Origin of the sequence: Treponema primitia ZAS-1, assembly GCF_000297095.1 — a bacterium.
GTDB classification, from domain to species: domain Bacteria; phylum Spirochaetota; class Spirochaetia; order Treponematales; family Breznakiellaceae; genus Termitinema; species Termitinema primitia_A.
Window position 1 is genome coordinate 17,602 of sequence record NZ_AEEA01000129.1, and the last position, 21,720, is coordinate 39,321.

Consider the following 21,720-nt stretch of genomic DNA (forward strand, 5'->3'; position numbering starts at 1 on the left):
AAATATTATTCCTCTAAGCTATATTTTTTACCCAGGTTATCATAAAACCATTCATCAATTAATATACCGGATTTAGTAATAAACCCTTTCTGAATAGCAGGGTTTCCATACCATACCGTATATGCAGGGATATCTTTTGTCACAACACTGCCTGCGCCGACAAGAGCATATTCGCCTACTGTATGACCAGCTATAATTGTGCTATTTGCACTTATTGAACACCCTTGCTTCAGAATAGTTTTTAAAAAGGTTTCCGGATATTGTTTGGATCTTGGTATTAAATCATTGGTAAATGTTACATTTGGACCTACAAATACATCATTCTCAATTATTACACCATTCCAAAGCTGCACACCCGATTTAACCGTAACATTATTCCCAATTCTTACTTCATTCTCTATCAAAACCTGGGCGCATATATTGCAATTCTCTCCAATTTCTGCACCGGCTAATATTACACAGAATTGCCAGATATTTGTATTAATACCGATTTTGGTTGCTTTTACGTCCGCAAGAGAATGTATCATTCAAATTTCCATTTTAAAAAAAGATCATAATCCCGCAGATAATCCATTTCATCATATACTTGTGATGCCAGGACAAGGCACACAGAACCGGATGAAAAATTATCAAGCTCCCGCCAGATTCCAGGAAAAACCAACAATCCCTGATATGGCCTATTCAATGTAAAGATACGTTTTATCTTACCATCATTTAATATGACATCAAAACTACCGGATGCCGCGACAATTAATTGCCGCAATTCTTTATGGGCATGACCCCCACGAGATTCCCCACCGGGGATATCATATAAATAATACACTCGCTGTACTTCAAAAGGGACATCTTTTACATTTTCGATTACAGTTAAATTACCTTTTTCCCGATGATTAACCGGTAGTTCAACAATCGAACAATCGTATACATTGGCTTTATTTATCATTTTTTATTAGAAGGAACACTTCATAATCACGGATATAATCGTTTTCCTCAAATTGCGTATTTGACACAATTAATGCTAAAGAATTAGTTGAAAAATTATTCATTTCCCGCCAGTATAATTGGGGAACATATAATCCATAATAGGATCTGTTCAGGCTGTATGTTTCCTTTTCAATTCCATCGTCAAGAATAACATCAAAACTCCCTGATAGGGCTACGATAAATTCTTCGTTTTCGTGATATGCATGTCCGCCACGTGATTCTCCCCCGGGAACATCGTATATCCAATAAGTTCTCTTTATTGCAAAGGGGATTTGATTGACATTTTCAAAAAACGATAGATTCCCACGTTTATCTAGTACTTTGGGTAATTCTATTATTTTAGGATTTTCTACTAAATGATTATTCATATAACATTCCATTAGTACACGATACTTTATTAATATTTTAACCTCTTAAAAAAAAGTCGTAATATTTAGCTACGTTTATCTTAGACAAAATATTTTCAATTGGATTTGTTATTAACATTCTAATTTTATCAATAAGCAAACACATAAAAAATACTACTATCACTGCTAAAAAATATAATAACCATTTATACCAATTTAAACCAAACTTACTATTTAAATATTGAAAAATATTTCCATAGGGAATAGATGTATGAATTATAAACACAGCTAAAGCAGATTTAGCCAACCAATTTATTTTTTTATTCATTACTTTAAATTTTCTAAATACCAGAAATAATGAAATAGAAGATAAAAGTATCAGAGGGTTGTTATAATTTAATGAATTTAATTTTAAAACATACCAATCATTAATTTCCAATTTGCTCACTAATAAAATTAAGGCGGACAATATCAATGAAAGTAAAATATAAATTAGTAAATATGATTTTATTTTGTATTCAGTTGATAAATACAAATATATATACCTTCCAATGAAATATAAATATACAAAATGCATAATATTATATCCATTAGCATTCGGATTTGAATTGTTAGGCATTGGATTAATGGCATAAAAACCTACCCATATATTTACAATGGTTAATATTACTAAACATGAAATGTGCTTATATTTATTGAATAAACTTATAAGTTTATTCAATAAGGGAGATATTACAAAAAGGCAAAAATATACTTGTAAAAACCAATTTCCTGAATGTGTAAATGGGAAAAATGATATGATTATTCTTTTTAATTCAACAATTCCAAATGAATGAGGATTAATTATATTTAATGAATCCAATATCCCAAAACCTAAATAATAAGATGTACAAAATATATATAGGTGAATAAAGCCTTTCCAACTAGCTTTTATTGAAAAATATCCGGAAATAAGTACGAAACAATTTACTGCAACAACAAAAAAACTTTCAAAAATTGTTGCACTGATGGAAGTTCCTACAATATCTAATGCTCCTCCAAATACATGTAAAAAGAGTATAAAAAACATGCATAATAATCTCAATAGTTCAAAATTAGATTGTCTTTCTAAACTGTTGGCTGTTGTTGGATTCATTATGCAAAAAATTTTCCTTTTGTCAAGATAACGCATTGCCTAAAAAATTTTCTAGCCGAAAAGGGCTGATTGCCCAGGAACTAAAACCTAGCCGAAATCAGACCACACCGGCCTGACCAGCCTCCTGACAGGGGGCGTCTTGAGCGTAAACTTTTCCCCGGTTGAGGTGCAAGAGCCGTTCAACCGCTTCGTTAAGCCCGCTGTTCAGTCGTGCTGATGCCCTTTATCTCCCGCGCCTTCCGCGCCGGTTTCAGCAGTATGTCCACTTCCGCCGGGCTTACCCGCAACAGCATCCCCCGAATCTCTTCGCTTATCCCGTAGTCCGGCTTTATCGACGCCGCCAAAAACTCAATCATTGACCGGATCAGGGGTGCCAGCAGTTTCCCGCACATCCACCCGTGATCCTCCCAGATGGCTGCCAGCGCCTTCACAAAGGGCTCCGTGCCATACTCGGACGGTCGGCCTCCCCGCTTCCCGCGTTTTCCTCTTTCCGGCGGCCTTCAGCTTCACCGGTCAGGGCATGCGCCAAGTAGTCCCGGTTCAACCCCGTCACGGCCATCAGCCGGTCCAGCAACTCCTTCTTCCCTTTCTTGCTTGCCTTCTGGTACTCCTGGTAACTTCCCCGTACCACCTCTTGTCTGCTATGCATATCTATCCTCACCCAGCCCCACCTTCTTGGTGGTGCAATTATAGTTTGGGCTAGATTTTTAGTTTTTAGGCATCCGGCTTTTCGGCTAGGTTTTATTTTTAGGCATCACGGATAAGTGCGGAACTCGTCGAAAATATAATCTAAATATTACACAGTATCTGATAGGGGAGGATCCGGGACAAGTTTCCCTTTATACGCCCGCTTGGACACACACAATTACCAATGTTTTAAAGAAGATAGATACATCCAGGAAGAACGATACATTTTTGATGTAATACAAGTCGTATTGCAGCTTTTTGTAGGTATCCCCTTTAGATGGCGAATGATATTCTCCGGACACCTGATCCCACCCTGACACTCCCGGTTTGACCAACAAACGCTGGCGATAAAACGGTATTTCCTGCTCTAATTCCGCAATCAATTCCGGCCGCTCAGGGCGGGGGCCAATAAAGCTCATCTCACCTTTTAATATGTTGAAAAACTGCGGGATTTCATCTATCCGCGTTCTTCTCAGGAATCTGCCAAATACGGTTACCCGCAAATCATTTCGCTTGGTGGGTTCGTGGGTGTTATCGGCCACGCTCATGGTACGGAACTTCACAATACCAAACTGCCTGCCCAAATAGCCCGTACGGGTCTGCTTGAAAAATACCGGACCGGGGCTTTCAAGTTTTATTATGAGCATAATGAATGGCCAGAACGGCAGGGAAACGGTCAGCAGACAAAGGGCTAAAAAAATATCACCCAGCCGCTTAATAAATTGGTATATATTCTTGGCGTTAAAATCAATGCTTTTTAAAAACCATAGCTCATTTATGGCGCCAACCGGAATCCGCCGCAGATACAACTCATAAAAATCAGGCAGGCTGATAAACGTAATATGATGCTGCAAAAGATCAAACAGGATAGTTTGGATGGACGATGATATATTCTTCTCATTAAGAATAACCACGGTCTGTATCTTATATTCCTTAATATTGCTGACAAATACTGCAGGGTCCCGTATAACCGGAACATTACAGAACCGGTCTTCGGGGTAATTTTCGTCATAAAAAAAACGCGCCGTATAACTCATGTATGAAAAATTATGGGAATTGTTCAGCACATCAATTACCGAATCATTTATGCCGGCAAAGGCAATGTCAGTGCTGGAAAAATAGGTAAGCGTAACTTTGTTGAAAATCCAGCGCCATACTGCAAGAAGAAAAAAGGCAACCGTGGAATAAATTGCCAAAATTGTTTTTGGCACAACCCGAGCCTGCAGATTCAGATAAAAGAATGCAAAACCGATTAAGAGGCATAAAAGCGCGCACAGGGCGATACGAGATAAGGCCCGGTATCCAGTATAGGGCACTTCTAGTGAATAGAGCCCGGCGGTATACAGACTGATAACCCAGGCTGCAATAATCGGGATAAAATAACCAAAGTGACGCTGGAACCGGTGGGAAGAGGGTATTTTCCAGTCCCGTATCAGCAAAGCCAAATATATCGCTGCGATAAGCAGGATGATATCTATAAGCGCTATTAATAATTGCCGTTTCTTCCGCGATATTTTCATATTGTTGTCTACAAAACACCAATTTCAGACAAAAGGCTTGCGAACTCTTTGCAATTATCTTTTTGATACACATTACAAAGGCTATTTAGCCGATCCCGTTCAGACGTATGCGGATCATTTTGCAGCAAACCGCCGATTGCTTTAAGAAGGTCTTTCTGAGTTGCCACTTTATATCCCGGCGTAAAATCATGGTACAGTACTGTAAATCCTATTTCCTTCTTATATCTATCATAATCATACGGGATAAAGATTATCGGGCGATTAAGGATCAGATAATCAAAATAAATGCTTGAATAATCAGTTATTAACATATCAAATTGATTCAGGGAATCCATTATCTCGGGATACATGCCTTCAGGAAAAAGAAAGACATGGCCAATCTCTAAAAGCCTTTTGTCAATTTGCTCCTCCACATAGGGGTGGACCCTTATATGTATGTTGACTTTTTTTTCTATTAGGAACTCTGATAAGAGCTGACTTGAAAAATCTTCAAATGGGAATAATGCGATGTTCCCTGATGGCCGCCAAGTTGGCGCATACAAGATGTTTATAGATCCATCAATATTTTCATTATTTCGAAAAGGCGATTCTGAATGAACTAATAATTGATCGTTTCTTGCCTGACCCGCAATCAACACACGGTTACTTGGAATCCCAAGAAAACTCGCAATTATCTCCTGAAAAAATGGAGAAGAGGCAATGGAATATGAAATATTTGTTTGCAATATGTCATAATAGATCTTTTTCAACAAAGAAATATTCTTTTCCAATAATCCAATATTCTTTAGCGGCGTCCCATGGCCTAAATGGATAATAGTTCTTTTATATTTTAAAAACAATCCATTAACCGGCATTTCTAACGAAGAAATAAACCAAGTTGAAGCTCGTAATGCGAACACCTTCCCCTTTATCGTTTTTGTCTCAATAAAATAATTACCTATATCGGAATTTAGTTTTTCCCGCAAGCAATCGTCATTAATGACAAAGAATGATTTACGCGCATTTATATTTTCAATAAACCATAGAAAAAGATATTTTGAATTTGAACTAAATCTTGTATTGAGAAACGCACTGAATATTATATTGGCGTTTCGTTTTATAAACAATGAAATTAAGAAGAAAGGAGCTGATGTAATCAATAAAAGGAGCCGCCGTCCATTGGTTGACAGTCTCATATAGGATATTATTCCACTAGAACCATCGAATGGCTAAATCGTTCGCTCAGAGGGGGCGCTGCCATATAATTCCCGTATATCTGAGTCAGAACAGCATCATAATTCCGGGGACCCCATAAAACACTGTCTTCAAATTCATATGTTTTAGAATCTAGATAATAGTCCTTAGGAAACATCTCTTTAAATTTATACGCGCCCATAAAATTAACTACATATTTTGATTCACTGTAGGAATATTTTTTCAATAACGCATCAATCTTATTTAATTGCTTTTGTGTGTTAATTTTAACTATTTTTGAAATCGGATATCCCATCATAATTAACACATATTCTATAAAAGAATTCCTTTTTTTTTAATATTAACCTGATCGTTAAATTTTGAATATTGTAATAATAATCTTCTAAATAATAGCCTCAATTTATGGATTGAGCGCCCAAGAGGATTGCCGGGCATGCCATCAAGGGGGAAAATATCAATCCAAACATTATAGATGCTTTTTTGTATCGCGTCATTCCGTTGCACCTGATATCGAATATCTTCAATCCTTATAGGATATTTTTTATACTTTTCATCAAGTTTAAAATGCTTTAATTGTAAATTTCCGGGCAATAGTTTATTGACAACCTCAATAAATTTTTCATAATCCGGCCTTGGCATGCCAATGTCAATGTCGTCATCCCAGGGTATAAATCCCTGGTGCCGTACCGCGCCAAGCAAAGTTCCACCCAACAGAAAATAAGTTAAATTATTGCTTTTTATTATCGCTAAGACTTGTTTTAATATTGCAAGCTCAATAAGCTGGATGTCACGCAAAGTCATTTTTTAACCTATACACATCCTCTTTTATTTGGGTAGTCGAAATTTCCGGAGTTCTTGCAAAATAGACTACTTCGCATAGGTTCTTTAAATAATCAAATTTGCCATCCCAATCATCACCCATAACAAAAACATCAACCTTGTAATCAGCTATATCTGTTTCTTTTTGCTTCCATGTGGTTTCCGGTATTACCAGATCAACATACCGTATGGACTCTATAAACTGCTTCCTAATTTCATAGGGGAAATAACACCGTTTATTTTTTTCATATTGATTAAATTCATCGGTGGATAAGGCCACAATAAGATAATCGCCCAGCGACTTGGCGCGTTTTAACAGATTGATGTGCCCATAATGGAGAAGATCAAAAGTCCCATAGGTGATTATCCGTTTCATGATAATTCAAAGCTTGATTTCTGCGGGAATTTCTGTTCGAAAATATTCCGAATCTCGTTATAATATAAATACGAATCATCTCCGTCATTAAGACATATTTCTTTTATTGTTGTATTTAAAATCGCTTTCCGTATTTTTCCTATGGCCTCTTTTTGAATTCCTGAATGCATCTTTCGATAGGTCGGAGAGTGTGGTGCAAATTCACCTTTTACAAGGTGCCAATAACGGAATATATATTGATTTACATCGCCGATATTCCGAAACCTATGGGTTGAAGTATTACGCAGGGTTTCGCCGCAGCACTCCCAGACTTCCAGAAACGTCTTTTTTAAATACGCCTGCGGTAAATGCGAAACCAAAAAACCACTAAATTTTCTCCAGGGAAACAGCAGCATAGTTCGAATACCATTTATTCCATATTTTATATTAAACCATTTGCTTATATTCTTGCATATTACCGTATACATATTAAAGTGCCTGTTGATTTCAATAATATTATTCATAAGAATATGCCCCCAAAAACGCGGCGCTAAGGTGTTTAATATTGCAAAATCAGTTGGCAAACCGCGTTTAAAAAAGAAGGATTCTTTTATTGGATTGACTAAATAAGTATCGTCATTAAAGTAAACAAATGTATTTGAAAGATCTTTTATACGATGTAAATGCATTTCAATTGGGTGAGAACTAAAAACAGGAAGGTATTCCTGGGGGATGTAATCCTCATGCTTCACCCAGCATATTTTTTCATGGTTAGTATTAAGCCACGAAGGTTTCTGCCCATTGGTTATAAAAAATATCTTTCGTACCCATGGGGCATTTGCCTCAATACCGCGAAACCAATAACGCAATAGGCCGTTGTCAGTATATCGTTTTTTGCTTGTATCTATTGCGCTATTAGGGCTTATAATTTTTTTTTCAGAATATTTATTGAATAAATTTATCCATTCAGGATCAGATCCATCTACCCAAGGTACTACAAAATCTATATTCATGACTTTAGTTTCTTCTATACCTTTTTAAGCAACTCTTCATTTTATAGTATTGCGAAATAATAGGCGGGAAAAAGATTAGAAAACTAAATATTTTTCTTTTTATAGCAATAGATCTATCTGCTATTATAAAACAAATGTTTTTTTTACTATTTTTTTCAAAAATTGAAAATTATCGTCGTATGCTGTAATATCATTTTTTATATGATACAAACAAAAATAAACTGCCTTATTACCCTCAGCTGACATTAATTTATTTCTTACTCCAGTATCGGTTTCTTCCTCTAACATTTTCTTAAAGGCTATAAAGACGGTCAAAGCAGCATCGGTTATGCCCTTCTTTTGCGGTGTCTTTGTCACTGAATCAACACGATGTAAATAATTATAAAATGGTGTTGAAGAATATATTATTACTTTTGCATTTTTGAATAAATAAAAAAAAATAAGGTTATCTTCCATATATTTTATGGATTCATCAAATCGTATCTTTTTTTCATCTTTTTCAAAACATCGTCTATTAATAAGTTTATTCCATGAATATCCTTCAAAATATGTTAAGGAAAACATTTTCAAGATGGCTTCATTACTATTCATTACAAGATCAGGATGTTTTTTAAATACCGAATATGCATTCCCACTTTCATTGATTTTACGTGCACCACAAATAGAAATATCAGCATTATTCACTCTAGCGTTGTTAATAAGAAATTCAAACATACCGGGATCACACCAATCGTCACTATCAACAAATCCTATCCATTCTCCCCGAGCAATTTCTAATCCGGCATTTCTTGCCGCAGAAACACCCGCATTTTTCTGATGAATAATAACTATACGACAATCTTTTAAGGCATAATCATCGCATATTTCAGGACAAATATCGGTAGAACCATCATCAATAAGAATACACTCAAAATCCATAAATGTTTGTACAAGAATACTATCAACACATTTATGTAAATACTTCTCCATATTATACACAGGAATAATTATTGATATGCCGGGCATATTGAAACCTATAAAGCCAATAATCCAAAGAGCATATGCTTGAATCTTCTGTAATTACTAATTATTACCGGGGGAATATAAAAAAGAAGACGTTTTTTTATATTCCGTTCCATTGCTTTTATTTTCATTTTTAGTAAATGTACTATTATTTCTTCATTACAATAACCCAAATCAAACAAAACATTTTTTGCTCGAAAATAATCTGGCTTATTATGAATATTTATCCAGAGCAATTGCTCAAAATGCTTTGTCATTAAAATTGGAATATGATGTTCCTTTAAAAATATCCCTAAATTTCCGGCAACAAAAATATAATCCAACCTCTTTTCGATATTAAGTTCACTATTCTGGATACTGCCCTCGCGTATTGTTACCGTATAAATTGTCCTTTCATCTACAGCTATATTCGATGCATAAAAACCAGTCAAATATCCAAAACGGACGTCATTCCAAACACTTGTCGTATCAAATTTTATTTCATGCCTTTCTACAAGTTCCCTTTTTATTATTTTTCCCCACGGCATACCTGCCTGGTATCTCAATAATAATTGTGCTTTTCTTGGTTTTCTCTTATACAGGTCAATATAATTATTTCGTTTATTACGCCAATTATTCTGAAAATTAACAGAAGAACAGGTAATGGTATTCACTATATCATTTTTAAAATAAATGATATCAGCGGGATTTTCTTTATATTCTGATAATATATCTCCAAGACAAGGATTATAGAAATCATCCGCATCGGCAAATAAAAGCCATTTACCCTTTGCTTTACTCAGGCCAATATTTCGTGCATACCCAGCGCCTTTCCCCTCTTTTGTAAAGACTATTTCAACATACGGATCATTTAATCCGGGAAAATGTTCAAAATCGACTTGATCCTGGCTGCTATTATCATCAATCACAATTATTTGTATATCTTCCCTGCGGGGAATTGAATCAAGACAACGCTGCAATAGACGGGGAATGTTTTTATGTGGTATTAGTATTGTAAATTGTATCATTATTTAGTTTCATTGTGCTTACTACAACTATCAAATACAATATAATTACTTAATATCCTTGTAACATGGGTTATAGCACTTACGACTTTGTCTTTTCAAAAAACGCTTTTTTCAAAATTAGCCTGTTTTTTGCACTAAATAGATTATCATGATATATTATAGCCAAATAAAAAAAATTAAAGAACAATTTTGCACCATAGTTTACTAACGATAAATACAAATAACGTATATTAGCAAATTGAAAATGTTTTTTATTAATCTTCTTTAAAAACGCATTATACCACAAACGGACAATATATCTGCTAGTCAAGTATTCCGCGCTTTTTGTTTTTATAAGACTACCCATTCTTGATGTTATACAATAAATAACACAATCTACCGCATCTATTGACTTGGCAAAAAAACCAGTTATAGCTGAAAACATTACATCATTACTTGCTATAACTTCATCAAAAAGAATGTTTTCCTTCTGTATAAATTCCGCCCGTATCATCTTACCCCATGGGACCCACCATGTGAAGCGAAGTGTATCTTCTGCATCTATGACATTTTTTAGAAAATTATCCACCAATCGATTATAACGATTTGCTCTGTTAGCAGGTTCATAAGTTTCAGAATGACAACTAACCGCTTGAAAAAAAACAATGTCATGAGGAGAATCAATGTAATCGAATAAATAGCCAAACGCATTTTCGGTAAAGAAATCATCTGCATCGGCAAACAAAAGCCATTTCCCTTTTGCTTTACTCAAGCCAATGTTTCGTGCATACCCAGCGCCTTTCCCCTCTTTTGTAAAGACTATTTCAACATACGGATCATTTAATCCGGGAAAATGTTCAAAATCGACTTGATCCTGGCTGCTGTTATCATCAACCACGATTATTTGTATATCTTCCCTGCGGGGAATTGAATCAAGACAACGCCGCAATAACAATGGTGTATTCTTGTGTGGAATGATTATCGAAAATTGTATCATCCGTGGGTTTCATCTTCTAAATATTTTTTAATTAACGTTGATGATGTATTTTTTGTATATGGTAAATAAATAACTTTAACACCAAATTCCTTAAATCTTTTTTCTGTTTCAACAAATAATTCATTGTCTTTCCAATCATCACCAACAAACATTATATTAAATTTATATTTAACCCATGCTTCTATTTTGTTCCTTGTTTCCTGTGCAACAACTTTATCCACATGTTTTATCGACTCAACTATAGATTTCCGTTCATTAAATGGAATAACTGGTAATTTATTTTTATAGGATTGTACCAATTCATCTGTACTTACTGCAACTATCAAATAAGCGCACTGTTCTTTCGCTCTTTTCAATATATTTAAATGTCCTATATGAAAAAGATCAAATACTCCACTGGTATATCCGATTATTTTATCCATTTTATTATAAACTTTTATTTAATGGCGATTTTCCTGAAAACATTTTACCCTGATGAATTTTCACACCTTTATAATTTTCAAAAGGGTATAAATAGTCAGGTAGTTCTTTTTCGATATATTCAATATCATTTCTATATTCAGAATAAACCTTAAAAATCTGGGTATTACTAATAGAGAGCAATGGATCAAAAATACTTTTTGGCCTGGAATGCTTTTTTAAATCCAAGAAATTAATTATTTCCTGAATACTTTTATCATATTCATATATCATATCTTCAAATCGAATATTCAAAATATCCTGATTCGGCTGCAAATAGGGCATCCCTTTCCTTGATTCTCTATAATAAATGACATAATCTTCAACCCTATTGGTTGGTACATAACTTATACCTTTAGACCGCAAAAATACTTTTGAAAACAAATAATGATCCCGGGGATCCCTATCTACTACTATCGCTTTTGGGTTATTGAAAAAATTGAAACTCTTCACAGGATTATTGCCAGCGAAAGGTTGATCGAGTACAATGTTTTTATTTTCTCGTTTTCCCATTGATACTAAAATTTCATCTATGTACTTTCGCGTAATATTATAAAAGTTTTCCGGGAAAGAAGAAAAATATATTTTATGCGCAGGATAGAAATAAATTTGCTTATGGAATCTTTTTTCTAATTTTACAACCATCTTTACCAAATAATTCGTCAGCTTTCTTGTTACTCTATTTTTACTCAAATAGGGATATTTATAATCTGTTCCTAATTTTCCATAATACTCTAATTGAATTATATCTTCGAGATATTTCTTAGTCAAAGACCTAAATTTATAGTTTGTACTGCGTTCAAGTTTATTCAGAAGTGCGCTATCACATAATTTCTTAAATCGCTCTATTGCAATATAACTGCTTAATATCTTTGAAGATCCTTCATGGAGATGATAGGCTAAATCCTCTAAACCATCCGGAATAAAAGATATTTCAAATTCTAATTTATCCAATACAATATTTTCATCAAATTCCTTTAAAAGATCACTAACCGCACTTGAACCGGTCGAAATAAATCCACAAACACCTATTGTTTTATCCACTATTATAATAAACCTTTATTTAGCGGGGATTTTCCTAAAAATATTTTGCCTTGATGTGTTTTCACACCTTTATAATTTTCAAAGGGATATAAATACTCAGGCAATTCTTTCTCAATGCGATGGATGGAATCCAAACAGCGTTGCGAATGATTTTATGTGGAATTATTATTGTAAATTGTATCATAAATCCTTTAAGCCGATCCAAGCCGTTATATTGAATATACCTTCAATATATTTATTTGGTACAACAATATATTTCGGTTGCTTCAAATTCGCTTTCCGGCGATTCACTTAATCCCATTTTAATTATTTCATTATCAGAAGCTATCTCGCTCGCCTTTGTAACGGCAACTTGAAACCCTGCAGAACGTAACCGTTCGATGTAATCTTTACCATAACGCCTAACATGATCTTTTTGACCGAAAATTCTAAATCGTTCTTGTGGTGATACAATTAAGGGATCTTCTATCGTCTTTTCACTCGTAATTGGAACAAGTAAAATAGCCCAACCATCATCTTTAAGAACCCGAAAAAACTCTTTTATCGCCTTTATATCGTCAAGAACATGTTCTAGCACATGATTACAAACTATGATGTCAAAAGATTTTTCAGGATATTCAATATTTGTTATATCCATCTTAACCATAGCGCTAGACTTATATAAATCAGCGGTTATATAGTTTTCACCTAGCAGTAACCTAAATTTATTCTTAAAATATTTCTCAGGTGCTATATGAAGCATCTTCTTATTTTTACATTCAGAAGTAAAGAGATTGGTCTTTCTTTGAAGAAAAAGCCACAATAACCGATGCCGTTCACGGGAACCACAAAATATACATTGAGCATCTTTGCGTGGTATTACTCCATATTCTCTAAATATGCGTGAATGTTTACCACATATAGGGCAATATCGATTTCTGCCACAATAAATAATATTTGTATAAATTTTCTTAACTTTTTTTTTGACACTTCCTAAGTTATAAAAGAATGGGGGAGTACACATAAATCATCATCTCCTTCCTATCATTCCCTTATAGGAATAAAGAAACTAACGATAACATTGCATTTGATGCATAAATATCAAAAACGACCGAATCTATTGCACTATTGAGGACCCCTGTCATAGATTACAATGTTTAACCCACGCTTGTTTTTTGAAACATTCTTTGAACGTGTGTTATCATTATGATCTACAATAATTCTAGAATCAAGAATACCGATATAATTTTCGGCAAGGGTTCAAAATCCAATTGACCTACGGCAGCAATGTCATTTTTTACTGCCTCATAAAAACACTATACTATTTTGAATTTAAAGAGTCTCAAACACCATAAAGATAAATTGTATAAATACTCTTGTCATCATAATATATATTCAGTAAGTTCAACCCAAGCTCACCAGCATTAGAAATCTCAGCTCGTGATAAAATATATTTCCCATCGAAAACATTTTTAAAAATATCCATATCAATATGTAGTTCAGCAGGGGGCGAATCTTTTTTACGAGTTATTTCAAAACTTAATTCAGAACCATACAAATACAACCGCCGTGGTGCTTTCATAAAATAATCATTTATCTTTTTATTCTGTTCTAATTCTGGCTTAATTAACAAACTGAATTTTATAAAATAATTTAAAGGATACGCGGCAACATAACCATCAATACAATTAAATCCATTATACACAAGTACCCCAGTGTGATAACCATATGCGACAACTTTTTCGTCAGTATATGCTATGTCTTCTTTTATTCTGTTGAATAAATAAGGCGAAAAAAATTCATTATATGAAATATACTTATCATATTTTTCTTCCGATCTTATTTTCTCTGAGTTATTCCTTTTTAGGACTATTTCATTATACCATGTTTTCACAGAATCATTGAAAATGGTTCTTGAATTTATATGATATGTTATAATATATATTACCTGTAGAAATATAATTATAGAAATAAGTATTCTGCCGATTTTTTTATACGAAAAAGTTCCTTTTAAAATAATATTTAAACAAAGTGCAAAAATGGTATACCATAAAATACGATTAAATATCACCGCACGGCTGAAATTGAATCCTCTTAAGAAGGGTACAAACTTCTTAATGAAATCATTTAAGATACCAGAAAGGTATAAGGCAATAATAATAGCAATCAAAAAAACAAATATTTCAAAAACAAATAGTAATTTTATTTTATTATCCATTCGAATTAATTTCATTTTGTTATTAATTTTTTTGGTCGTTTTTTTATTGAAACAAAATATTTAACCAGAAAAACTAATGTTGTCAAAAAGGCAACTGGAAGAATAATAACATGTTGCATTGCAGGCGCCTCAATGGGGTTACCGGATGAAATACAAATTCTTTTTATATTTCGTATAAATATCTTAAACCTGGGGATGAGATCGGCAGTATGATAACGATTGCCCCAAACAACACGATTTAAAGGTTCCTTTATAACAAACATAAGGTAAAAAAGACGAAAATCTACCAAAATATATCCAATACAGAGTACTATAAATCCTATAAGTAAGTTTAAGTTTATTCTTTTATCTTTAACACAAAATATAATTGTTGCCATAAACCATAGAGCCAAAATAAACCAGCCAACACCTACAAATGACGAAAAAAGAGGAAAGAATAACAATAGTAATGATTTCCATGAAAATTCATAGTTCTTTGAAAAATAATGAAAGATCAGTATTATTAAAGGTAGAACACCGATTGCAATATTCCATCCAGGAAAAATCGGTATAATTGAATAACATGCAGAAACAAGTATAGATAAAGAGGTTGGGATACCAATAAGCCTTTTTAAAAGCAAATACATTGATATAAGACTTAATGCGGTTCCCAGGTACGCATTGATTACATAGGCGACATACGTATCAAAAAGATAATAAGTCAGGCCTTTAAATGAAAAACTATGACTTAAATACTGAGAAGACATCCCATCAAGAATTTTTGTCGGGGCATCAAGTTTGAAAAACAAATGATTATCTCGTATCATTTTGCTAAAAGGGATATTCGAATCAAGGTTATCAAAGACAGTAATAATTGAATTTTCACCAAAAATAATTAACGGCAGTATAAAAATGAGTGGGAATATCAAAAAAAATGCTATTTTAATTTTCATTATTTATTACTTCCCGAACAACATACTGGGGCAGATTATTAAGTACCATAAACATACGTCCCACATATTCGCCAAGAAGCCCCAGCATCATCATAAGTACACCACCAATAAAAAATAATGATGCCATTGTTGAGGTATAACCGGCGGCAATGTGGGGATTCAATATCTTTTGTATGATAAGAACTATGCCAAAAATGAAACCGAATAATGAACAGAAGCTTCCAAAAATTGAAAAAATCCGTAGGGGGACAACAGAAAAACTCGCAAACCCATTCATCCATAGGCGCAATGATTTTATAAAAGTATAACCACTTTTCCCCGCGATGCGGGTACGGTGCTCCATTTCTACGTTCGCGATATTCCGGGTAATTTGCATCAAATATCCCAATCCATACGGGGACGGACTGCTATAGCGTTGTAATTCCCGAGACACAAATGCAGTCTTTGCATTAAAAGAAGAGATAAATATATGGCGGGGTTTTCCAATAAGAATTTCAGTCATCACCCGATTTACATAGCTGCCAAAACGTTTTAAAAGTGTATGCTTTTTATGTTTGAAATGAGCATAAACCATATCATATCCCTCTTTTAGTTTTTCTATAAGAGGAAAAATACCTTCCGCCGGATGCTGACCATCATCGTCCATATAGACTACATATGCACCCTTCACATAGGGCAATGCGGCCATTCTAGCTGATCCCCCACCAAAATTACGGGAGAGATTGAGACCTATTATTTTCCCATCATTTTTACAGAGGGCACGGATGACCCCAAAAGTATTGTCCGGCGATCCATCACATACCAAAATGATCTGATAATCAAAATCTTGTTTACCAGAAAATTGACTGATAATTTCTGACACTACCTGTTCAATAGTAAATTCTGAGCGGTAACAGGGTATTATAAAAGAAATAATTTCCATGGCACTCTTAAAAAACCGAAGTAATTATAACACCGGTAATTATAAATCCTATACCGAATAGCTGTTTTTTTGTTAATGACTCTTTTAAAAGAAAAAAACTTAAAACAGGAACAAAAACATACCCCAAGGCACCATAAAATGCGCCTAAAGACAAAGGAATAACCCGCAATGCCACTATTGAAAGCAGGGTACAACCAAAAAATAAAAAATATGCAAATAGAACAAAAAAATTTAAATAAAATCTGATGCCTGTATTTTTATTATTCACCGCACTTTTTTTCAAAAGTATTTGGGAATACGCGGCTATAAATACCCCTAATATGTAGAGTATACTATATTTTATGTTCACTATTACCAGTACCAATAATAAATATACCTGACAAAATAAATAATAAGCCGATTATCATCGCAAGTTTTATTCTTTCATGAAAGACCAATATTCCCCACATTATACTCCATATAATGGTAACACCCTTATTTAAATACGCTACTGTTAACGCAAAGTTTTTTAATATTCGTTGCCACAAGATTGCATAGATTAATAGAATTAATAACACTACACCATAAAATATGCAAAAGGGCAAAGAAAAAAACGGCTGCTTTGATGCAAATTTAGTAAATATTCCACCAAGAGAATGAAAAAGATACATTCCATGAAGTACTAGTAAGGATTTATAATTCATATCGAATGGGCATCAGTATTATTGTTTCGCCACCCCCAAATATAATATGGCGCTGCGGGTCCAACATTAAAAAGCAAATCGATAATTGATACATACGGTTCAAATGTCTTCCCTATCTGCGGATATTCAGGGTACCCTGAATAATCTTTCCAAACTATTTCTATTCCTACATTCTTGTAGTCTTCTTCGATAATATAATTCTTTGCAGCTGGCCCAGAAACATAGGTCGTACAATCAGCTGATATCAATAAATTTAATAACTTCTCGTGCTTAATTCCATGTGCCTCAAAATCACGGCTATCAGCAAATTTGGTTTTTATTCCAAGAAATTCACACGCAATTTGCTTTATTAAATAACGATTTAATTCATAAAGGTACTTCCAGCTTGTCCCAAGATATATTTCCTTAAAAAAATTCTCATAGGTTTTAAAAAAAGGCGCTTTTTCATAACAGGTACATATTTTATTAAAATGATCCTTTTGCCACTTTCCATCGGTAAATACCACGTCAATAACAAGACGATGTTTGTTTGTGCCAACAGGAATTGTAAGCCATTTCAAGCCATTTGGTGTTACAACCTTATTACGATTTCTCCAATCATTTTTTGTATATTGTAAATCATCATAAAAAATAAATATATCTACATCATGGATGATATCAAAATACCCTTTCCAGGGCAGATAATTTGATTGAAGTACAGCTACCCTTTTCATGCTTTTGTTTCAACACTTAAAATATCCATTTTTATCACATCTTCCCGCTGCAATTCTTTTTTTAACATTTTCCATGATTCGGCAAATCCTGTATCAGAAGGTGTTCTAATTTCTCCTTCGTAATGCTGTACCGGGTTTGTTATGTCCAGCTTCACGTTCTCAGGAGGGGAGGACAAAACAATTATCCTGGTCCCTAATATAATGGCTTCCCAGATATTGTGAGTAACGAATAATACGGTTACCCCTGTCTTCTTCCACAATCTGAGCACTTCAATTTGCAGGGTAGTTCTGGCCTCTTCATCAAGGCTGGCAAAAGGCTCATCCATGAGGATTACCTCCGATCCAAGCGACAAAGCCCGCGCAATGGCGACCCGCTGCTTCATGCCCCCTGAAAGTTGATGGGGATAATAATTGGCAAAGCGGATCAAATTCACCAGCTCCAGATAGTTATTTACCGTCTCTTTAACAGAGGTCTTGGATTCATGAGGGTTCTTTATCCTCAACGGCCAGGATAAATTTTGGTGAACAGTCTTCCAGGGGAAAAGCTGGTCAAAGGTTTGAAACACCATAGTAATAGCCGGGGTAGGCGCCGTTACCGGATTTCCATCCAACAGCACTTCTCCGTTATCGAGCGCATCAAATCCGCCTATACAACGCAACAGGGTCGTTTTTCCGCATCCTGATGTCCCCAGAATAGTAACGAATTCACCTTTTTCAATTGATAAGGATAGATCCTTTAAAACATTCAATTCATGGTCACTGGAAATAAACCTTTTAGATATATCCCGCACTTCAAGCAGGGCACTCACTGTACCATCCCCCATTTTTTTACTGTTTTTGTTTCCAGTACCTTAAACAAGCCTTCCTCTATAAGGAGACCTATCAACATAATCACCACAAGGGTTGCATACATTCCTGGCACATCCAAAAAACTGCGCTTCTTATAAATATCCCACCCTAGACCGCCTACAATACCGACTGCGCCAAAAACCATTTCCGCACTGATTGCAGCACGCCATGCCCGAGCCCAGCCGGTGCGAAGACCGACAAAGATATGGGGGAATGAAGCGGGCAGAAATACGCCCAGGGCCAAACGGCTGCTGGAAAGACCAATATTCCGTCCGATGTCGGTGAAAATAGGAGGGACAGAACGGAAGCCTGCCGTTATGTTCAAAAGTATAGGCCAAAGCACGGCATGTATAATAACAAAAATCATGGATGCTTCCCCAATGCCGAACCAGAGGATTGCCAACGGCAGGAGCGCAATGCTGGGGATGGGATTCACCAACGCTGTGATGGAATCAATAATGTCCCGCGCAGTTTGGTTCAGGCTCGAAAGTACCGTCAAAATTGCCGCTATAAATATGGAAACACCAATCCCAAGCAAAACCAGATATAAAGTATAGCCTGTTTTTATAAACATTTCACCATTTATTATCTCTTTGACGAGAGAATTAGCAATGTTATGAAGAGGTGGAAAGATAACCGGAGAAAATATTTTTGCCCGGACGACTATCTCCCAAGTGACCAGAAGGATCAACAGAAATAAAATGGTTTTAGTATATTTATTTTTTATCAACCATTTCATTTTCGTTTTTGTGCTTCCTCAAGAATCCCTGGTTCTCCAGACCGTTTACCAATGGTAGCTAAGGCGGGCTCCCAAAGGATATCCTCCAATGCGGGTTTTTTGGAGATCATACCTTCTTTAAGCATGAAGTCATTATAAAATTCAAGTCCATAAATAGTTGTAGTAAAATTTAAATAGTCTTCCAGATTTTCCAGTACTTCTTTCTCAGTCATTTTTTCTGTTTCAGCAATAATAGAAAATACCGCCGGATCATGCTGTTGAATAAGGATTATTGCCTCACTAAAAGCTGCCAAGATACCTGCCATTGCTATGGGGTTTGTGTCGTGAAGTTTTTTTGTCGCAACTAAAACAGCACCAGTCACATCTCCGCCCACGATATCATGGGTATTCAGAATAGTCGCAAACCCAGATTTTTCCTCCTGTTTACCATAAACAGACGATGTAAAATGGGCGGAAATGCTACCACTCATCAACGCCATGACAGCATCGGGATGGGGCATAGATACTACATTATTATCCAGAGCGTGGGCATTACCCAGTTCCTTTTCACAAGCCATTAAAAAAAGAAGGCCATGACTATTTGTTAGCCCAGGCACAGCTATCTTATCAGTAGGAGTAAAATCAGCAAGACTTTTAATATAATCACGACTATGTAACTCCGAAAGCCCTGTAATGGGGAACCCTGCAAGAATACCAATTTCAATGCCCTTATCCCAGGCAATGAGCACCTGTGGTATGCCTATAGCACCAATATCAAGCCGGTTTGATGCAAGGGCCTCTGATATAGCTGCGGCATTACCTAGAACAATTTTTTCGACTACCATACCAGGGAGATACTTTTCCAAAAGACCTTTCCGCTCCATAACATAAATAGGTGCATACCCTATGCCATATTGTACTGCAATCCGCAACTTACTGGTAATAACACTCTTCGTATTACGCACACCGTCACTGCATCCGGTCAGGGTTAACCCAATAATTAAACCCAAAACAATAAGTTTTGATTGGAGTTTAATATTTTTCATGCTACACCGTCTTCTCAATGTTGCATGATGAATTCAGGGAAGCTAAACTATTTCCTAGTATTCCTATCTGGGGGGGGGGGGGGGGGGGGGGGGCAACACGCTTCTGGGCCACCTCAAGAATCCCTGGTTCCCCGGAACGTTTACCGATGGCCGCTAAGGCGGGCTCCCAAAGGATGTCTTCCAATGTGGGTTTTTTGGATATATAATTTTCCTTGAACATATAGTCAGTAAACACATCCAAACCGTAAACAACGGTTGTAAAATTCATACCATCCCAATCTAAATACTGCCGAACTTCTTCGACTGTAATCTTTTCTGTCTCCGCGATAATGGATAGAACATCAGAATGGCGTTGATTAATAGAGGATATCGATTCACTTAATGCAGCCAGAAAACCAGCCATAATAGCTGGGTTTTCATCATGGAGAGTCTTGGATGCAACAATAACACTCGCAGAGTAATCACCACCAAAAGCTTCTGGTCCTGTTAAGATCGTTTTGAATCCAAGGTTTTTCTCCTGTGCAAGATATGGTAATGGCACAAAATGAGCGGAAATTCCACCACCTTTAATAAGGGCCGTTGTAGCATCAGGATTGGCCATAACCACCAGGTTGTTATCCAATGCATGGGGATCGCCCAATTCTCTTTCGCTAGCTATGGAAAGCATAATCTGATAGTTAGCTCCAAGCCCATTCACGGCTATCTTGTCGGAGGAGGTAAAATCTGCGAGACTTTTAATACGCGAGTCTCTTACTATCAATTCTGATGGGGAGCTGACGTTCCCTGAAAGTATACCAATATTAAGTCCCTTATCCCAAGCGATAGCTGTTTGTGGTATACCCATAACACTTATATCGAGTCGATTAGCAGCGAATGCTTCACTCATGGCACTGGGACTACCTAGTTCAATCCAATCTATACGTATACCTGGTAGATACTTTTCTAAGAGCCCCTTCCTTTCCATAACATAAATTGAAGCGTAATTAAGAGCAACTCCACGAGCGATACGCAGTGTCCCGGATGTCACAGCCGATGTAATGCGTGAACCACCACAACCACCTAGGGCAAAAAAAACTATTAATATCAAAAATACTCCGAATTTTCTTTTCACGTCTTCC

27 protein-coding genes are annotated in these 21,720 nt (G+C 35.5%); all 27 read right to left on the reverse strand.

The genetic code is table 11. The features are described 5' to 3' along the window. Nucleotides 1-5: 5 nt before the first annotated feature. Nucleotides 6-527 (reverse strand): acyltransferase, encoded by a 522-nt coding sequence (locus tag TPRIMZ1_RS0115680; protein ID WP_010262414.1) that lies wholly within the window; start codon nt 525-527, stop codon nt 6-8. Further along, a complete protein-coding gene (locus tag TPRIMZ1_RS0115685; protein WP_010262417.1) occupies nt 524-943 on the reverse strand; it encodes a sugar 3,4-ketoisomerase in 420 nt (139 codons plus the stop codon). The genes TPRIMZ1_RS0115680 and TPRIMZ1_RS0115685 overlap by 4 nt, the downstream gene beginning before the upstream one ends. Further along, entirely contained in the window at nt 933-1,352 is a 420-nt protein-coding gene (locus tag TPRIMZ1_RS0115690) for a sugar 3,4-ketoisomerase (RefSeq protein WP_010262420.1), read from the reverse strand. Before TPRIMZ1_RS0115690 ends, TPRIMZ1_RS0115685 begins: the two co-directional genes overlap by 11 nt. A gap of 37 nt (nt 1,353-1,389) precedes the next feature. Further along, nucleotides 1,390-2,466, reverse strand: coding sequence for an acyltransferase family protein (locus TPRIMZ1_RS20140; protein WP_157784290.1), 1,077 nt, complete (start codon nt 2,464-2,466; stop codon nt 1,390-1,392). Nucleotides 2,467-2,657: 191 nt separating this feature from the next. Further along, nucleotides 2,658-2,897 carry a hypothetical protein gene (locus tag TPRIMZ1_RS0115700; protein ID WP_010262427.1) on the reverse strand — a complete coding sequence of 80 codons (240 nt, stop codon included), beginning with the start codon at nt 2,895-2,897 and terminating at the stop codon, nt 2,658-2,660. Beyond that, a complete protein-coding gene (locus TPRIMZ1_RS0115705; protein WP_026043758.1) occupies nt 2,894-3,115 on the reverse strand; it encodes a hypothetical protein in 222 nt (73 codons plus the stop codon). The genes TPRIMZ1_RS0115700 and TPRIMZ1_RS0115705 overlap by 4 nt, the downstream gene beginning before the upstream one ends. Before the next feature lie 190 nt (nt 3,116-3,305). Beyond that, nucleotides 3,306-4,673: a sugar transferase gene (locus tag TPRIMZ1_RS0115710; RefSeq protein WP_010262432.1), complete on the reverse strand. Its 1,368-nt coding sequence runs from the start codon at nt 4,671-4,673 to the stop codon at nt 3,306-3,308. Nucleotides 4,674-4,681: 8 nt separating this feature from the next. Beyond that, nucleotides 4,682-5,812 carry a CDP-glycerol glycerophosphotransferase family protein gene (locus tag TPRIMZ1_RS0115715; RefSeq protein ID WP_198429947.1) on the reverse strand — a complete coding sequence of 377 codons (1,131 nt, stop codon included), beginning with the start codon at nt 5,810-5,812 and terminating at the stop codon, nt 4,682-4,684. Nucleotides 5,813-5,856: 44 nt separating this feature from the next. Then, nucleotides 5,857-6,165, reverse strand: coding sequence for a LicD family protein (locus TPRIMZ1_RS21180; protein ID WP_051004335.1), 309 nt, complete (start codon nt 6,163-6,165; stop codon nt 5,857-5,859). Between the two features lie 14 nt (nt 6,166-6,179). Next, nucleotides 6,180-6,668: a LicD family protein gene (locus TPRIMZ1_RS19910; protein ID WP_051004336.1), complete on the reverse strand. Its 489-nt coding sequence runs from the start codon at nt 6,666-6,668 to the stop codon at nt 6,180-6,182. Continuing rightward, entirely contained in the window at nt 6,655-7,062 is a 408-nt protein-coding gene (gene tagD, locus TPRIMZ1_RS0115725) for a glycerol-3-phosphate cytidylyltransferase (protein WP_010262439.1), read from the reverse strand. Before tagD ends, TPRIMZ1_RS19910 begins: the two co-directional genes overlap by 14 nt. Further along, on the reverse strand, nt 7,059-8,054 hold the full coding sequence (locus tag TPRIMZ1_RS0115730) for a Stealth CR1 domain-containing protein (protein WP_010262442.1): 996 nt from the start codon (nt 8,052-8,054) through the stop codon (nt 7,059-7,061). Before TPRIMZ1_RS0115730 ends, tagD begins: the two co-directional genes overlap by 4 nt. A gap of 123 nt (nt 8,055-8,177) precedes the next feature. Continuing rightward, nucleotides 8,178-9,059 (reverse strand): glycosyltransferase family 2 protein, encoded by an 882-nt coding sequence (locus TPRIMZ1_RS19350; protein WP_010262444.1) that lies wholly within the window; start codon nt 9,057-9,059, stop codon nt 8,178-8,180. An 8-nt stretch (nt 9,060-9,067) separates the two neighbouring features. Further along, nucleotides 9,068-10,063, reverse strand: coding sequence for a glycosyltransferase family 2 protein (locus tag TPRIMZ1_RS19355; RefSeq protein WP_010262448.1), 996 nt, complete (start codon nt 10,061-10,063; stop codon nt 9,068-9,070). A gap of 79 nt (nt 10,064-10,142) precedes the next feature. Beyond that, nucleotides 10,143-11,039: a glycosyltransferase family 2 protein gene (locus tag TPRIMZ1_RS0115745; RefSeq protein ID WP_010262451.1), complete on the reverse strand. Its 897-nt coding sequence runs from the start codon at nt 11,037-11,039 to the stop codon at nt 10,143-10,145. Next, nucleotides 11,036-11,461 carry an adenylyltransferase/cytidyltransferase family protein gene (locus TPRIMZ1_RS0115750; RefSeq protein ID WP_010262454.1) on the reverse strand — a complete coding sequence of 142 codons (426 nt, stop codon included), beginning with the start codon at nt 11,459-11,461 and terminating at the stop codon, nt 11,036-11,038. The genes TPRIMZ1_RS0115745 and TPRIMZ1_RS0115750 overlap by 4 nt, the downstream gene beginning before the upstream one ends. 4 nt (nt 11,462-11,465) lie before the next feature. Next, nucleotides 11,466-12,542 (reverse strand): sulfotransferase domain-containing protein, encoded by a 1,077-nt coding sequence (locus TPRIMZ1_RS0115755; protein WP_010262456.1) that lies wholly within the window; start codon nt 12,540-12,542, stop codon nt 11,466-11,468. Nucleotides 12,543-12,777: 235 nt separating this feature from the next. Further along, nucleotides 12,778-13,545, reverse strand: coding sequence for a class I SAM-dependent methyltransferase (locus tag TPRIMZ1_RS0115760; protein ID WP_026043759.1), 768 nt, complete (start codon nt 13,543-13,545; stop codon nt 12,778-12,780). 318 nt (nt 13,546-13,863) lie between these two features. Then, nucleotides 13,864-14,739 (reverse strand): DUF6044 family protein, encoded by an 876-nt coding sequence (locus TPRIMZ1_RS0115765; RefSeq protein WP_010262462.1) that lies wholly within the window; start codon nt 14,737-14,739, stop codon nt 13,864-13,866. An 11-nt stretch (nt 14,740-14,750) separates the two neighbouring features. Further along, nucleotides 14,751-15,671, reverse strand: a complete 921-nt coding sequence (locus TPRIMZ1_RS0115770; protein ID WP_010262466.1) for a DUF6044 family protein — start codon at nt 15,669-15,671, stop codon at nt 14,751-14,753. After that, entirely contained in the window at nt 15,661-16,593 is a 933-nt protein-coding gene (locus tag TPRIMZ1_RS0115775) for a glycosyltransferase (protein ID WP_010262470.1), read from the reverse strand. Before TPRIMZ1_RS0115775 ends, TPRIMZ1_RS0115770 begins: the two co-directional genes overlap by 11 nt. 7 nt (nt 16,594-16,600) lie before the next feature. Continuing rightward, nucleotides 16,601-16,876 carry an EamA family transporter gene (locus tag TPRIMZ1_RS0115780; RefSeq protein WP_232616852.1) on the reverse strand — a complete coding sequence of 92 codons (276 nt, stop codon included), beginning with the start codon at nt 16,874-16,876 and terminating at the stop codon, nt 16,601-16,603. Between the two features lie 396 nt (nt 16,877-17,272). Continuing rightward, complete coding sequence (locus TPRIMZ1_RS0115790) at nt 17,273-17,989, reverse strand: WbqC family protein (RefSeq protein WP_010262480.1); 717 nt, start codon at nt 17,987-17,989, stop codon at nt 17,273-17,275. Continuing rightward, on the reverse strand, nt 17,986-18,798 hold the full coding sequence (locus TPRIMZ1_RS0115795; protein ID WP_010262483.1) for an ABC transporter ATP-binding protein: 813 nt from the start codon (nt 18,796-18,798) through the stop codon (nt 17,986-17,988). Before TPRIMZ1_RS0115795 ends, TPRIMZ1_RS0115790 begins: the two co-directional genes overlap by 4 nt. Further along, complete coding sequence (locus TPRIMZ1_RS0115800; protein WP_010262486.1) at nt 18,795-19,577, reverse strand: ABC transporter permease; 783 nt, start codon at nt 19,575-19,577, stop codon at nt 18,795-18,797. The genes TPRIMZ1_RS0115795 and TPRIMZ1_RS0115800 overlap by 4 nt, the downstream gene beginning before the upstream one ends. After that, nucleotides 19,574-20,602, reverse strand: coding sequence for an ABC transporter substrate-binding protein (locus tag TPRIMZ1_RS0115805; protein WP_010262489.1), 1,029 nt, complete (start codon nt 20,600-20,602; stop codon nt 19,574-19,576). The genes TPRIMZ1_RS0115800 and TPRIMZ1_RS0115805 overlap by 4 nt, the downstream gene beginning before the upstream one ends. A 1-nt stretch (nt 20,603) precedes the next feature. Then, a complete protein-coding gene (locus TPRIMZ1_RS19360; protein ID WP_010262493.1) occupies nt 20,604-21,713 on the reverse strand; it encodes an ABC transporter substrate-binding protein in 1,110 nt (369 codons plus the stop codon). Between the last annotated feature and the right edge of the window lie 7 nt (nt 21,714-21,720).